Raw genomic sequence first — 14,352 nt, forward strand, 5'->3', positions numbered from 1 at the left:
GTGTCAAGCCGCGTGCGACAACTGTGGTTGTCGCGCACGAAAACCACACGAAAAGGGGGATGTATGACAGGTATCGCCGACAGGGTGAAAATCAGTACCGCTGCCGTTGCGCTCACGGCGGCAGCAGTGCTCACGCCGGCAGCGCTGGCCCAGGCGGACGAGGACATCACGGCTGCAGCTGCACAGGCGGTCGGCAACTCCGCGTTCCTGGCCACCGCGTATCTCGATGACACCGCGGGCGCTCTGGTAGGACCGTCGGAAACGCCGTACAACGCACCGCTGCAGAACAAATGGATCTGGATCGGCGAATCCAACCCGGAGCCGCCGGCGCCGTACGCCACTCTGTTCCATCTCGACCCGATGGTTCTGGTGTCACAGCTTCCCGAACCCGTTCGCGAGTTATACGGTTGGTTCACCAAGAACATCCACTTCGAGACGTGTGTCCTCGGAGCATCGGTGAAATTCGGGCCGTACGGCACGGTCACCGGCGCGCTGGCCCGGAGCTGCTAGCTCGGGGGCTTCGAGTTCAGGCGCAAGAGGTCTGTTCGAGACCGGTGCTGGTGCTTCACGGTCGGACCACCGTGAAGCACCAGCGCTCCCTAATCCGTTTGCGCCGTATGGCACTGTGGTCATGTGAGTCAGTGGTCAGTACGGTCTGCGACCGACGACGACCAGCAGGCGATGTCGCGGCTGGCCGCAACCTGTTTCGGCGCCTACACAACCCCCGAGAGTCAGCCGCCGTGGAAGGTGATGGTGGCCGACAACGGCTCGCTCGTTGTTCCCGACGGTGACGACATCATCGGAATGGCGCGCTATCTCGACATGGAGCTGACGGTGCCCGGCGGCGCCATCGTGGCCACCGCCGGGGTGTCCGCGGTCGCCGTGGCACCCACTCACCGCAGGCGGGGGGTGCTGCGAGACATGTACGCCGAACTGCACCACCGGGTCGCGGCGGACGGTTATCCCATCGCCGCGCTGACCGCCAGCGAAGGCGGCATCTACGGGCGTTTCGGATACGGCCCGGCCACCATAGAACGGCGCTTCGCGGTGCAGCGGCGGTTCGCCCGGTTCCACGCCGACGCCTTCGATGACGGTGAGGTGCGGCTGGTGCACCCCGGCGAGCACCGCGCCGAGTTGGCCGAGATCTACGACCGCTGGCGGCGCGCCACTCCGGGCGGTCTGGCCTGCCCCGACGCGCTGTGGGACGACCTGCTGGCCGACCGGGAATCCGACCGCGACGGCGGCACAGCATGGTTCGGACTGCTGCACCCCGACGGATGGGCCCTCTACCGGGTCAAGCACGGCGCCGCCATGGTGGCCCACGTGGAGGCCGTGACCGCCGTGACCCCGCAGGCGCACGCGGCGTTGTGGCGCACGCTGCTCGGTCTCGACCTGATCGAGGAAGTTCTCATCGACACCTTCCCGGCTGACCCGCTGCCGTACCTGCTGGTGGACTCGCGGCAGGTGAAGACCACCTGGCAGGAGGACGCCCTGTGGCTGCGGATCATGGATGTCCCGGCTGCGCTACAGGCGCGCCGGTACCTCGCCGACGTCAGCATGGTCTTGGATGTGGGCGACCAGTTCCGTTCTGACGGTGGACGATTCATGCTCGAGGTGCGCGACGGTGAGGCCAAGTGTGCACCTTCGGATGCGCCGGCAGATCTGCGGTTGGACCTCGATGTGCTCGGCAGTGTCTACTTCGGTGTGCACAGCGTGCTCGACCTGGCGGCGGCCAACCGGATCCGGTGCGGTGACCGTGCACTAGTGGTTCAGATGGACCAGGCGTTCCGCAGCGACGTCCCCGCGGAGCTCGGTTTTCACTTCTGATCCGGCGTGCCCACTTCCGGACGCCGCATCCGCAGGATGTCGTGAAGTTCGCGGCGCGGGGCCTGCGGCAGGTACTCGTCGAGCTCGGAGGCGCGGCCCACCCGGATCAGCACCTGCGGTACCCCGTGACGGTTGACCAGTTCGGCGACCACCGCACGGGCGGCGGCGACTTCGGTCACGTGGGACACCGTGCATGTGGCCAGCCCGGCGGCGGTGCATTCCAGTAGCACCGTGGACAGTGCCTCGCCGCAGGCCACCGCATCGGCGGGGGTGTCGTCGGGGGTCGACAGCACCAGTATCACGGCCTGGTCTTGGTCCGCCCCGCGGTGCGTCGCCGGGTGTCCGGCGGCCGGGAAGTTGCGGTTGGCGGGCACGCGGTCGTTGTCGGCGACACCGTTGAGCAGTGCCGGTGGAATGCCTTGGTCGAGTTCGAATGGCGCTGTCCACCAATCCAACTCGGCCTGGTAGGAGGCGTCGTATCGACGTGTCGCCTCGGTCAGGGCCGATGCTTCGAGCAACTCGGGTAAGAGCGCTGCGGGGAGCACGTCGAGACGGGCGGAATCGTCGTCGATCAGGTGCTGCAGAACCGGCACCAGGACGTTGAGTCCCTCGGGCGCCCGCAAGGGCAGCCGGTCGGTGTGGCGGCGCAGGATGGCGTCGGCCCGGCACCGGGTGGCGGCCGAAACGAACTCGGCAGGCCAGAACTCGATGGTCGCCAGATGCTCGGGCCGGTTCGGGTTCGGGAATCGTTCGACGAAGGTCTGCCATCCCGATGCGGCCGCGGCCACCCGGAGATGATCCAGCGCCGCCCCGCAGCTGATCAGAGCTTCCCGCCCACCACGATCGGTGTGGCGGACGATACGGCTGCGATCGAGCCAGAGCTGCAGGCCCGTGCCGTCGATCACCCACTGCCAGGGCTGACTGTTGTGCAGGGACGGCGCGCGCCCGGCCAGCTCGACGACCTTCTTGATCAGGTCGATGTTGGCCACTGTGTCATCGGTCTTGACTGTGTCACTCATTTTCACCACCACCGCTCCCACTGTCCGTCGCGGGCAGGGGACGCCGAAAGGCCACAAAGTCCCGGGCATCGAGGACTTCGGGCACTGGTTGCGCCGTGCGTTGCAGCCCGACACTCGAGGACATGACCGCCGACCGGATGATCATCGAAGCGGTGATGCCCCGCTACGACGCGGTGCTGACCGAACACTGTGTGGTGGAAGCCGACCCGCGGTGCGTGCTTCAAGTGGCTCGCGAGCTGGACCTGTTGACGGTGCGGACCCCGATTCTGCTGGCGGCGATGTGGTTGCGCGGGCTGCCGGCGAGGTTGGTCGGCGCAGCGCCGCCGGTGCCCACGTCGCTGGTGATCGCGGACGGCGGGTTGCCAGGGTGGCTGGTACTGGGCAGCGACGAGCGCGAGATCGCGTTCGGTGCGGTGGGCCGGTTCTGGACCCCGGTGATCGAGTGGCGTCAGGTGACGGTCGACGAGTTCACCCGCTTCGCCGAGCCGGGGTGGGGCAAGATCGCGGCCAATCTCTCGGTGCGGCCGTACGGACACCGGACGCTGTTGAGCTACGAGTGCCGCACCGTCACCACCGACGCGGCCGTACGTCGCCGGTTCCTGCTGTACTGGCACCTGGTCCGGCCGTTCGTCGGACATGTTCTGCGGGCGACGCTGGCGACTGTCAAAGCCCACGCCGAGACCATTCGGCCAGGATGCGATGGGCAGGTTGAGATGAGCCCCGAGCCTGCGCTGATTCGGGGTGAAACGGAGGGCGACGTCACCGACTGAGCATCGTGAATCAGGTGTTGGGGTGCGTTCCTCGAACGGTGCCGCTCGAACAATTGTTCGATAGACTGCTGCGGTGGACAAGTTCCTCGGGCCGCCGAGCTGGGGCGAGATGGAGCGGGTGCTCAACAGCAAGCCGCGCCGCGCCGGCATGCCGTTCAAAGAGCCCACCGGTGACGGCGGGGACAGTCCGGCATGGTCGCGCAAGCGGGAGGCGTACGAGCCCACCGGAGAGCAGCGGGTCCGGTCCCGGATGCCCTATGCCGAATTGCACACCCATTCGGCCTACAGTTTCCTCGATGGGGCCAGTACCCCGGAAGAACTTGTCGAGGAGGCTGCGCGGCTGGACCTGCGTGCCATCGCGCTGACCGACCATGACGGTCTCTACGGCGTGGTGCGATTTGCCGAAGCCGCGCGCGAACTCGACATGCAGACGGTCTTCGGCGCGGAGCTGTCGCTGGGCAACGGTGCCCGTACCGAGGTCCCGGATCCGCCGGGTCCGCATCTGTTGGTGCTGGCGCGTGGACCGGAGGGTTACCGGCGGTTGTCGCGGCAGATCTCGACTGCGCACCTGGCCGGCGGCGAGAAGGGGAAACCCCGGTATGACTACGACGCGCTGACCGAGGCGGCCGGCGGGCACTGGCACATCCTCACCGGATGCCGCAAAGGCCATGTCCGGCAAGCGCTGTCGGACGGCGGACCGGAGGCCGCGGCGGGCGCACTCGCGGACCTGGTGGACCGGTTCGGTGCGGACCGGGTGAGCATCGAGCTGACCCACCACGGCCACCCGCTCGACGACGAACGCAATGCCGTCCTGGCTGCGTTGGCGCCGCGGTTCGGGGTGGGGCTGATCGCCACCACCGGTGCGCACTTCGCCGCACCGGACCGTGGCCGGCTGGCCATGGCCATGGGCGCCATCCGGGCGCGGCAGTCTCTCGACGAAGGGGCAGGTTGGCTCGCCCCGCTCGGTGGCGCACACCTGCGCTCGGGTGACGAGATGGCCCGGCTGTTCGCTCAGCGGCCCGAGATTATCACCGCCGCAGCTGAACTGGGGGAGCAGTGCGCTTTCGGTCTGCAGCTCATCGCTCCGCAACTGCCGCCCTTCGACGTACCGGACGGCCATACCGAAGACAGTTATCTGCGGGAGCTGACCATGGCGGGTGCCATGCGGCGCTACGGGCCACGCGATGCCGCACCCCAGGCGTACGCACAGATCGAGCGGGAACTCGACATCATCTCCAGACTGAACTTCCCGGGCTACTTCCTGGTGGTGCACGACATCACCCAGTTCTGCCGCAACAGCAAGATCCTGTGCCAGGGCCGGGGTTCGGCGGCCAACTCCGCGGTCTGTTATGCGTTGGGTGTCACCGCCATCGATCCCATCGCCAACGACCTGCTCTTCGAGCGGTTCCTCTCACCCGCGCGGGACGGGCCACCCGATATCGACATCGACATCGAATCCGACCTGCGGGAGGAGGCCATCCAGTACGTCTACAACAAATACGGCCGTGACTACGCCGCACAGGTGGCCAACGTCATCACCTACCGTGGCCGCAGCGCCGTCCGCGACATGGCCCGCGCGCTGGGCTTTTCCCAAGGCCAGCAGGACGCATGGAGCAAGCAGATCGGCCAGTGGGGAAACCTGGCCGAATCCGAGCACGTTGCCGGTGTTCCCGAACCGGTGATCGACCTCGCCATGCAGATCAAGAACCTGCCTCGGCACATGGGCATCCACTCCGGCGGCATGGTGATCTGCGACCGGCCCATCGCCGATGTATGCCCGGTGGAATGGGCGCGGATGGAAAACCGCAGTGTGCTGCAGTGGGACAAAGATGATTGTGCGGCAATAGGTTTGGTGAAATTCGACATGCTGGGCCTGGGAATGCTCTCGGCTCTGCACTACGCCATCGACCTGGTGGCCGAACACAAAGGCCTCGAGGTGGACCTGGCCAAGCTCGATCTCTCGGAGGCGGCCGTCTACGAGATGCTGCAGAAAGCCGACTCGGTGGGGGTGTTCCAGGTGGAGTCGCGGGCGCAGATGGCCACCCTGCCGCGACTGAAACCGCGGGTGTTCTACGACCTGGTGGTGGAGGTGGCGCTGATCCGGCCCGGGCCGATCCAGGGCAACTCGGTGCATCCCTACATCAGCAGACGCAACGGTGTGGAACCCGTTGTCTACGATCACCCGTCGATGGAACCGGCGCTGCGGAAAACCCTGGGAGTGCCGCTGTTCCAGGAACAGTTGATGCAATTGGCGGTCGACTGCGCGGGTTTCACCGCCGCCGAGGCCGACCAGCTGCGCCGGGCCATGGGTTCCAAACGGTCCACCGAGAAGATGCGGCGACTGCGTGGCCGGTTCTACGACGGTCTGCGTGAGCAACACGGCATCACCGGGCCGTTGGCCGACCGGATCTACGAGAAACTGGAGGCATTCGCCAATTTCGGTTTCCCGGAGAGTCATTCGCTGTCGTTCGCGTCGTTGGTGTTCTATTCCTCGTGGTTCAAGCTGCACCACCCGGCGGCGTTCTGTGCGGCCCTGCTACGGGCTCAGCCCATGGGCTTCTACTCACCGCAGACGCTGGTGGCCGACGCGCGCAGGCACGGAGTGCTGGTGCACGGCCCGGATGTCAATGCCAGCCTGGCGCACGCCACGCTGGAGAACGCGGGTCTGGAGGTACGGCTGGGGCTGGGCGCGGTCCGGAACATCGGAGACGATCTGGCGCAGCGCATCGTCGACAACCGAGATGCCCACGGTCCCTTTGCTTCTCTGCTGGATCTCACCGGCCGGGTGCAGCTGTCGGTCCCACAGACAGAGGCGCTGGCCACCGCGGGCGCACTGGGTTGTTTCGGGATCACCCGGCGCGAAGGGCTGTGGGCGGCCGGGGCCGCGGCCGCGGAGCGTCCGGACCGGTTGCCGGGGGTGGGCTCGTCGTCGCACGTGCCCACCCTGCCCGGCATGAGTGATGTGGAGCTGGCGGCCTCCGATGTCTGGGCCACCGGCGTTTCACCCGACAGTTATCCCACCCAGTTCCTGCGCGACGACCTCGATGCCATGGGGGTGATCCCCGCTGCCGAGTTGCTTGGGGTACGCGACGGCACCCGGGTGCTGGTGGCCGGGGCGGTGACGCACCGCCAGCGTCCCGCCACCGCGCAGGGCGTGACGTTCATGAACCTCGAGGACGAGACCGGGATGGTGAACGTGGTGTGCTCGGTCGGGTTGTGGAGCAAACATCGCAAACTGGCGCAGACGGCGCCGGCGCTGATGGTGCGCGGCATCGTCCAGAATGCCTCGGGCGCGGTCACGGTGGTGGCGGACCGCATGGAGAAGTTGTCGATGCGGGTCGGGTCGAAGTCCCGGGACTTCCGCTGAGTGCACCGACCGGACAACTGCCCGCCCGCCGTGAGGACATCGGCGCGTTGCTCCGGGAACACCTCAGTAGGCGTCCACCGCGACGACGGCGTCGGCGAACTCCCGCGGCGCTTCCTGGGGCACGTTGTGCCCGATTCCGTCGAGCACCCGGTGCGAATAGGCGCCGGTGAACATGGTGCGGTAGGCGGCGCCGTCTTTGTTCGGGCCGTCGAAGTCGCTACCGATGGTGATCGTCGGCACCGAGATCTTGGGGTTCGTCGCCAACTGGTCGTCGAGCGCTGCGTATCGCGGGTCGCCGGGCGCCAGGCTCAGGCGCCAACGGTAGTTGTGGATCACGATCTGGACGTGATCGGGATTGTCGAAGGCGGTGGCACTTCGGTTGTAGGTGGCGTCGTCGAACTGCCATGCGGGTGAGGCTTCCTGCCAGATGAGCTTGTTGAATGCGTGGGTGTTGGCGCGGTAACCGTCTTCGCCGCGTGGTGTCGCGAAGTAGTACTGGTACCACCAGCCGTGTTCAGCTTCCGGTGTCAACGGTCGCTGGTTTGCGGCGAGGTTGACGATCAGATATCCACTCACCGATACCAGCGCCTTGCAGCGCTGTGGCCAGACCGCGGCCACGATGTCGGCAGTTCTTGCGCCCCAGTCGAATCCCCCGACAATGGCGCGCTCGATGTGCAACGCGTCCAGGAAGTCGACGGCATCCTGGGCGAGGGCGGCCTGCTGGCCCGTTCGGTTGGCGTTGTTCGCGCGAAATCGTGTGGTCCCGAATCCGCGCAAATAGGGCACCAACACCCGATAACCCTGCGCGGCCAGCAGCGGGGCCACGTCGACGTAGCTGTGGATGTCGTAGGGCCAGCCATGCAGCAGCACCACCACCGGCCCGTCCGGCGGCCCGGCTTCGGCGTAACCAACGGTCAGCTCGCCGGCGTCGACGCTCTTGAGCGGGGCGAATGAGGCCGGGGCGGCGTGTGCGGACGCACTGCTGAGAATCGAGGTGGCGGCAACAGTGAGGCCGAGTCCTTGGGCGAAAGCGCGACGAGTGAGCACAGGTTCATCGTGGTGAGGCCCCACTGGACTTGCAAGTCCAATGTGCCGACCTGCCCGGCGCTCTCCAGCAGCAGCTGGTCAGCGCGGGTCACACAGAGTGGACTTGTGAGTCCAATTTGTCTGTCGCACAGTGGTCGTGGTCAGCCGCGGACAGTGACGAACGCAGTGTGAACATGAACCCCGACGCTGACCGTAACCAGCTGTGGATTCGGTGTGTTTCAGAGATGGAGTGACGACGATGGCGCTTGACCAGTACTACCTGCTTGGCCGGTCCGGCTTACGCGTGAGCCGACTTGCATTGGGAACGATGAACTTCGGGACCAGTGGTTACCAAGCCTCTTACGGGAAGACGATCGACGAATCACGCCCGATCCTGCATCAGTACCTCGACGCGGGCGGCAACTTCCTCGACACCGCGGATTTCTACACCGCCGGTGAGAGTGAGACCATCCTCGGGGAGCTCCTCGCCGAGGCCGGGGTGCGTGACCGGGTGGTGCTCACCACCAAGTTCACCAACGGCATGTTCCCCGGGGACCCGAACGGAGGCGGCAACGGCCGCAAACACATGGTGCGAGCCGTGGAGGCATCATTGCGCCGGTTGCGCACCGACTACATCGATGTGTACCTCCTGCACTCCTGGGACCGGCTGACCCCGGTCGAGGAGGTGATGCAGACCTTCGATCATCTGGTGCGCTCAGGCAAGATTCGCTACGCCGGTGTCTCGGACACTCCGGCGTGGTATGCCGCCCAGGCGCAGACTTTCGCCGTGGCCAACAACCTCACGCCGTTGATCAATCTGCAGTTGCCGTACTCGCTGATCGAGCGGGTGATCGAGACCGAGCATGTCCCGATGGGGCAGAGCCTCGGCATGGGAATCACGGCGTGGAGTCCGCTGGGGCAGGGTTTCCTCAGCGGTAAGTACCACGCGGGGGATCGGGGTGTGGGCGGAAGCGGCCGGCTCAGTGTCACGGGCGCCTCGGCACTCGATCTGACCGACCGAGACTGGCAGCTGCTCACTCCACTGGCAGAGGTCGCCGACAAGCTCGGGGTGTCGATGGCGCAGGTCGCGATCAACTGGGTGGCAACCCAACCCGGCATCGCGGCGGCCATCGTCGGCGCCAGCAGTGCCCAGCAACTCGCCGGCACCATGGCCGCGCTGGATTTCGAGCTGCCTGCCGACCTGCGGGTCACCCTCGATCAGGCGAGCGCTGTACCGCCGCAATCGGTCTACAAGATGTTCACCCCGCAATACCAGCAGCTGATCATCAGCCCCGGGGTCAAGGTCGGCGACAAGCCCGGCGGCTACTCCGGCGACGTGCGTAACTGGGTGTGAGGTATCAGGACGGCATTCGCGTCACGAACGTCCGCATGCTCATCGAGCACACGGTGGCCGGGAATCAGCGTAAGGTCGTGAGTATCGAGCAGCTCAGTTATGAGCGAATATGCTCGACTACAAAGGATGTCCGATGGCTTCGCTCACAACTTCTCGCAGTCCCTACGAAATTCGCCTCCAGCTCGTCACGGACACCATCAGCGCGCACTCCAAGCTGGACAACGCCGAAGCAGGCAAACTCGCCGAACACGTCCTGGCCACACTGAACTCGATTCCCGAAAAGGTGCGCTGAGCGCAGCCCCGCTGGGCTCCGCTTCTTCGGCGGCGCTTGGAGTCCGTGTGTCCGTCCGACTGCTCCCCACCGGGGTGGCCGCGCTATGAGCCGATATCAGCGGCTCATCTGGAGGTTTGACCATGACAGTCACCGTGACGCTCGCTGACGGCGGCATCGACAAATACATGCGATTCGGCGACAGATACATCGAGCACAAGGACGGCACGTTGGACGTGACGCGTGGCGGCGTGAAAGACGCATACCGCTACGAGTCGGGACAGTGGACCCATGTCGACGGCGATCGCAGTACATCGAAGAGGAACGGGTTCTGGCGCTGATCCCTCGCCGGACTCGCCGCCGGTGACCGCTGGAATGTGTTGCAGACCAAGCGGTTTCGCTGCTCGGCGCGCAGAGAGATGGAGCGCATGAACCGATTGACCGGCCTTGACGGTTTCGCCTTGCACGGCGAAACATCCGTGATGTCCACCCACGTGACGGCTGTGTTGTTCTGCGACCCGACGGCGCGCGGCGAATTGACTGCAGGAGCGATCCACAAGCTGCTGGCCGAACGTACCGCGGCGATGCCGGAATTTCGTCAGCGCCTGCTCACCAAACTCTTCGGCTTGGGTCAGCCGTCATGGGTCGAGGACCCCGCGTTCGACGTCCAGAAGCATCTGCACCGCGTGCGGCTGGCCGAGCCCGGCACCATGCAGGAGCTGACCACTCTGATCGGCGAGCTGCACGCGCAGCCGCTGGACCGCAATCGTCCGCTGTGGGATGCCTGGGTGGTACAGGGTCTGTCTGATGGCAGGCTCGTGGTGCTGATCAAGTTCTCCCACGCGATGGCCGATGGGGTGGGCGCGGTGACGTCGGTGCTGCCCGCACTGATGACCGGTGACCCGGATGTCGAGTTCGTCTCGGCGCCACAGCAAGACGGCGCCGAGATGCCCGACGCTGCCGCCAGGGCGTGGGACGTGATCGATGAAATCGCGGCCAATACCGCTGTCGGCGTTCGGATCGCCGCCAGGTTGGGTCCCGTCGCGGTCAGATCGGTGGTCGAAACCGCGCGCGGATCGGTCCACCGGCTACTCGCAGGCGGCCCACAGCGAGGCGATGGTCCGGTGCCGGAGAAGGACGAGAGCTCACCGCGAACCCTGTTGAATGCCCCGCTCACCGCACGGCGAAGCGTCGCGTTCGCCGCGGTGTCGATGGAGGATCTGCGCGTCATCACCACGACGTTCGAGGTCACCGTCAACGATGTTCTGTTGACCGCGACGACATCGGCGGTGCGTCGGTGGTTGGAAATCCATGACACGGTGCCCAGCCGTCCGCTGCGCACCATGATGCCCATCTCGACACGTGGGGTCGACTGCGACGCGTCCAACAGCTGGTCGCCGGTCGTCGTCAAACTGCCGGTCGATCTGGCTGATCCGGCGCAGCAGCTGGCCAGCGTGCACGACGCCACAGCCAAGATCAAGAACGGACGACGGGCGGCGCCTCCGGTCAACCTCGCCGACGTCATCGACGTCGTTCCCCCTCTGGTCATCGGCATGGCCATGGGTGTCTACACCGGCCTCAAACTGTCGCGCTTCCACTCTCCGGTGGCTCATGCCATCACCTCCAACGTTCCCGGCCCCCGTCAGGAAATCTATTGCGCCGGAGCGCATGTCGTGGGTATCCACGCTCTGGCGCCGTTGCTCGAAGGGGCCAATCTCAACGTCACCGCCGTCTCCTACGGCGGCACATTGGCCGTGGGTGTCGTCGCTTGCCCCGACAACATCGACGATGTCGCATCGCTCGCGCGTGGCATCGAAGATGTGGTGGGCGAACTGAAAATCGAGGCCGACGAACGGGCCGGCCGGAATACCGGCGTCGTCCGCTCCAGCATCCGGTAAGCCTCAGGGCAGCCTGGTCACCTGCTGGACGTGCTCGGCGAGCATGCGGTACATCCGCCGAGTGGCGGCGACGGCCTCGGGATCGTCGCTCATGATGTTGTAACCGTGATCCACCCCGGCCACCTCGTGGTAGGCCACCAGCGCACCGGCCGCAGCCAGTTTGTCTGCGTAGGAGGCGGCTTCGCCGCGTAGTCGGTCGAACTCCGCGGTGACCACCACGGCGGGAGCGATACCGTGCAGATCGTCACCGTTGGTGCCCCATGCCGGCGAGGCCAGCCGGTCGCGCCGTTGCTGCCGGTCGGGAATGTACGCGGTGTCGAACACCTCGCCCATCCAGGGTTTCATCACCGCTTTCAATCCCAGCGGACTGTGCTTGTCCCTGGTGGCCGTCACGAGATCCAGTGGCGCATAGTGCAATACCTGCAACAGAATTGGCGGGCCGCCGTTCTCCAGGGCCAACCGGGACGCCGCCGCCGCGAGGCTGCCTCCGGCGCTTTGACCACCCACGCACAGGCGGCCGCCATCCCAGTCGCGATGCTGCGATGACACCCACTGCAGTACATCGAAGATCTGCTCGGCCGGCGCCGGAAACCGGTGTCGGGGAGTCAGAACGTAATCGGTGTTGACCACGACCACGCCGGCGTGTGCGGCGAGGTAGCGGCACCACGGGTCGTCCTGGTCGCGGTGGCCGACGGCGAAACCACCGCCGTGGATGTTGACGTACACCGCCGGGGTGTGGTCCGGTTCAGGCTGCGGGTGATAGACGGTGGCCGAGACGGCGCCGTGCCTGGTCGGAATCGACAGCGCGCTCGTGTGACCTTCGATTTCGGGAAATCGCACTGTCTCCTTCGGTGCGGGACTGACGGTGGCGGCGAACAAGCGCGCCACGGAGTCGGCAGCCAAGCGTGTGCAGAGGCCGAACACGGCGTCTCCTTTTCCTCCCCATAGGGGGACCAGAACGGCTGTCGATCAACCCGCGGTGGGGGTGGTCCACACCTTGTCGACACCGATGGTGATCCGGGTGCTGTAATCGGCCATGGCGTCGGCGATCCCGATGCTCTCGGCGTGCCCGGCGTATTTGGTCCAGTAGGGCTCGTCGGTGCGGCAGTCGACCCCCTCGGCGTCGATGCGTGCGGTACCGCCGACCACGATGATGCCGCCGCCCTGGCCGTCCGAGTCGAGGTTCAGGCTCACCTGCGGATGCCTCCGGACGTGGGCCACCTTGGCCGCGCCGGGCAGGGTGTAGAGCGACAGTTCGGATCCGTTGAACAGGAACCAGATCAGCCGGGGCACCGGCAATCCGGACTGGGCGATCGTGGTCAGCCATCCGAAATCGTCGTTGGTGAGGCGGTCCGTCACCTCTGGCGTCAGTTCAGCGGTCATTCGTCCGAATGTAGTCTCCGGTCATGACCCTCAACCTGTCTGCCGATGAACTCCTGACGACCACCCGCTCGGTGCGCAAACGGCTCGACTTGGACAAGCCGGTGCCCCGCGAGGTGCTTCTCGAATGTCTTGACCTGGCATTGCAGGCGCCCACCGGGTCCAACGCCCAGGGCTGGCAGTGGGTGTTCGTGGAGGACGCCGAGAAGAAGAAGGCCATCGCCGACGTCTACCGCATCGCCGCAACGCCCTATCTCGAGGCGGAGAAGCCGCAGTACGGCGACAGCCGCGACGAGCGCACGCCCTTGGTCGTCGACTCGGCGAAGTACCTCAATGACCATCTGCACGAGGTGCCGGTGATGCTGATCCCGTGCCTGGAGGGCCGGCCCGACGGCGCCCCGGCCGGGATGAGCGCCGGCTTCTGGGGCTCGCTGATGCCGGCGACGTGGAGCTTCATGCTGGCGCTGCGGTCACGGGGCCTCGGCTCGGCCTGGACGTCGCTGCACCTGATGGGCGACGGGGAGAAGCAGGTCGCCGATATCCTGGGCATCCCGTTCGACAAGTACGCCCAGGGCGGGCTGTTCCCGATCGCCTACACCAAGGGCACCGACTTCAAGAAGGCCAAGCGGCTGCCCGCCGAAGAGCTGACGCACTGGGACACCTGGTAAGCGCGAGCGCTCACTTTCGTACGCGCTGAGCGGCGTGTTGCCGGACAAACACGCTCGCTCGCGCCAAGGGGGGCGGGGGGTCAGACGGCACCGGTGAACCCGTTCTGGCGCCACGCCTCGTACACGGCGACCGCCGCGGCGTTCGACAGGTTCAGTGAGCGCCGGCCGGCCAGCATCGGGATCCGCAGCTGCGCGGTGATGTGCGGGTCGGCCAGCGTCTCCTGATCCAGGCCGGTGGGCTCGGGCCCGAACATCAACACATCACCGGGGAGGTAGCCGACGTCGGCGAACGAGGTGGTGGCGTGCGCGGTGAACGCGTACACGCGCTCGGGGCGCAGCGCCTCCCATGCCGCGGACAGCGAAGAGTGCACCGTCACCGACGCGAGGTCGTGATAGTCGAGGCCCGCACGTTTCAATTTGGGCTCGGAGAGGTCGAATCCCAGCGGCTCGACAAGATGTAATTCCGCACCCGTCGCGGCGACCATTCGAATGGCATTTCCGGTGTTCGGCGCGATGCGGGGCGAGTAGAACATCAGTCGGAACATCACTCGATGATGTCAGTTCGGTTACGAATCATTTGCTCTGGACCGCCATTGACGGCCGTCAGTGCACCTAATGACTCCGCCTGTTCAGTGAGAACTGTGGAGCACCTTTCCGGGTGCTGTCATACTGCTCGAATTGCCACGCGAATTGCGCCCACGACACTCTCGCCGCGGGTCGAATCAGCAGGAAGTCCTATGAACGAGGCCGAAGCACCACCAGGCAGCGGCGC

General features: G+C 66.1%; 14 protein-coding genes. 9 read left to right on the forward strand and 5 right to left on the reverse strand.

Features of this window, described 5'->3' with window-relative positions; translation table 11 throughout:
• Positions 1-63: 63 nt before the first annotated feature.
• Both NL241_RS09010 and NL241_RS09015 read left to right on the forward strand, forming a co-directional pair.
• Positions 64-510, forward strand: a complete 447-nt coding sequence (locus tag NL241_RS09010; RefSeq protein WP_487691049.1) for a hypothetical protein — start codon at positions 64-66, stop codon at positions 508-510.
• Positions 511-633: 123 nt separating this feature from the next.
• A complete protein-coding gene (locus NL241_RS09015) occupies positions 634-1,827 on the forward strand; it encodes an enhanced intracellular survival protein Eis (protein ID WP_494397338.1) in 1,194 nt (397 codons plus the stop codon).
• On the opposite strand, the gene NL241_RS09020 is transcribed toward NL241_RS09015, so the two are convergent.
• Positions 1,818-2,846 carry an Acg family FMN-binding oxidoreductase gene (locus NL241_RS09020; RefSeq protein WP_494397339.1) on the reverse strand — a complete coding sequence of 343 codons (1,029 nt, stop codon included), beginning with the start codon at positions 2,844-2,846 and terminating at the stop codon, positions 1,818-1,820. The genes NL241_RS09015 and NL241_RS09020 overlap by 10 nt on opposite strands.
• A 122-nt stretch (positions 2,847-2,968) precedes the next feature.
• Between NL241_RS09020 and NL241_RS09025 the strand changes: the two genes are divergently transcribed.
• Together NL241_RS09025 and NL241_RS09030 are read left to right on the forward strand one after the other, a co-directional pair.
• Complete coding sequence (locus NL241_RS09025; RefSeq protein ID WP_487691053.1) at positions 2,969-3,616, forward strand: hypothetical protein; 648 nt, start codon at positions 2,969-2,971, stop codon at positions 3,614-3,616.
• 109 nt (positions 3,617-3,725) lie between these two features.
• Positions 3,726-6,983, forward strand: a complete 3,258-nt coding sequence (locus tag NL241_RS09030) for an error-prone DNA polymerase (RefSeq protein WP_494398271.1) — start codon at positions 3,726-3,728, stop codon at positions 6,981-6,983.
• Between the two features lie 63 nt (positions 6,984-7,046).
• Here NL241_RS09030 and NL241_RS09035 read toward each other — a convergent pair whose 3' ends face one another.
• Positions 7,047-7,973, reverse strand: coding sequence for an alpha/beta fold hydrolase (locus NL241_RS09035; RefSeq protein WP_494398272.1), 927 nt, complete (start codon positions 7,971-7,973; stop codon positions 7,047-7,049).
• A gap of 295 nt (positions 7,974-8,268) precedes the next feature.
• Between NL241_RS09035 and NL241_RS09040 the strand changes: the two genes are divergently transcribed.
• The 4 genes from NL241_RS09040 (at position 8,269) to NL241_RS09055 (ending at position 11,532) form a co-directional block, all read left to right on the forward strand.
• Positions 8,269-9,363, forward strand: a complete 1,095-nt coding sequence (locus tag NL241_RS09040) for an aldo/keto reductase (protein ID WP_494397340.1) — start codon at positions 8,269-8,271, stop codon at positions 9,361-9,363.
• A gap of 109 nt (positions 9,364-9,472) precedes the next feature.
• Positions 9,473-9,655 carry a DUF6307 family protein gene (locus NL241_RS09045; protein WP_487691057.1) on the forward strand — a complete coding sequence of 61 codons (183 nt, stop codon included), beginning with the start codon at positions 9,473-9,475 and terminating at the stop codon, positions 9,653-9,655.
• Between the two features lie 122 nt (positions 9,656-9,777).
• On the forward strand, positions 9,778-9,975 hold the full coding sequence (locus NL241_RS09050) for a hypothetical protein (protein WP_487691059.1): 198 nt from the start codon (positions 9,778-9,780) through the stop codon (positions 9,973-9,975).
• Between the two features lie 87 nt (positions 9,976-10,062).
• Entirely contained in the window at positions 10,063-11,532 is a 1,470-nt protein-coding gene (locus tag NL241_RS09055) for a wax ester/triacylglycerol synthase family O-acyltransferase (protein ID WP_494397341.1), read from the forward strand.
• Between the two features lie 3 nt (positions 11,533-11,535).
• Here the strand turns inward: NL241_RS09055 and NL241_RS09060 are convergent, their stop codons facing one another.
• Together NL241_RS09060 and NL241_RS09065 are read right to left on the reverse strand one after the other, a co-directional pair.
• On the reverse strand, positions 11,536-12,372 hold the full coding sequence (locus tag NL241_RS09060) for an alpha/beta hydrolase fold domain-containing protein (protein WP_487691062.1): 837 nt from the start codon (positions 12,370-12,372) through the stop codon (positions 11,536-11,538).
• Between the two features lie 129 nt (positions 12,373-12,501).
• Positions 12,502-12,915, reverse strand: a complete 414-nt coding sequence (locus NL241_RS09065; protein ID WP_487691063.1) for a TIGR03667 family PPOX class F420-dependent oxidoreductase — start codon at positions 12,913-12,915, stop codon at positions 12,502-12,504.
• 23 nt (positions 12,916-12,938) lie between these two features.
• Here NL241_RS09065 and NL241_RS09070 point away from each other — a divergent pair, with 23 nt between their 5' ends.
• Complete coding sequence (locus NL241_RS09070; RefSeq protein ID WP_487691065.1) at positions 12,939-13,580, forward strand: nitroreductase family protein; 642 nt, start codon at positions 12,939-12,941, stop codon at positions 13,578-13,580.
• Between the two features lie 80 nt (positions 13,581-13,660).
• On the opposite strand, the gene NL241_RS09075 is transcribed toward NL241_RS09070, so the two are convergent.
• Positions 13,661-14,125: a tRNA (cytidine(34)-2'-O)-methyltransferase gene (locus NL241_RS09075; RefSeq protein ID WP_494397342.1), complete on the reverse strand. Its 465-nt coding sequence runs from the start codon at positions 14,123-14,125 to the stop codon at positions 13,661-13,663.
• Between the last annotated feature and the right edge of the window lie 227 nt (positions 14,126-14,352).

It is taken from the genome of Mycolicibacterium sp. SMGY-1XX (assembly GCF_059132455.1).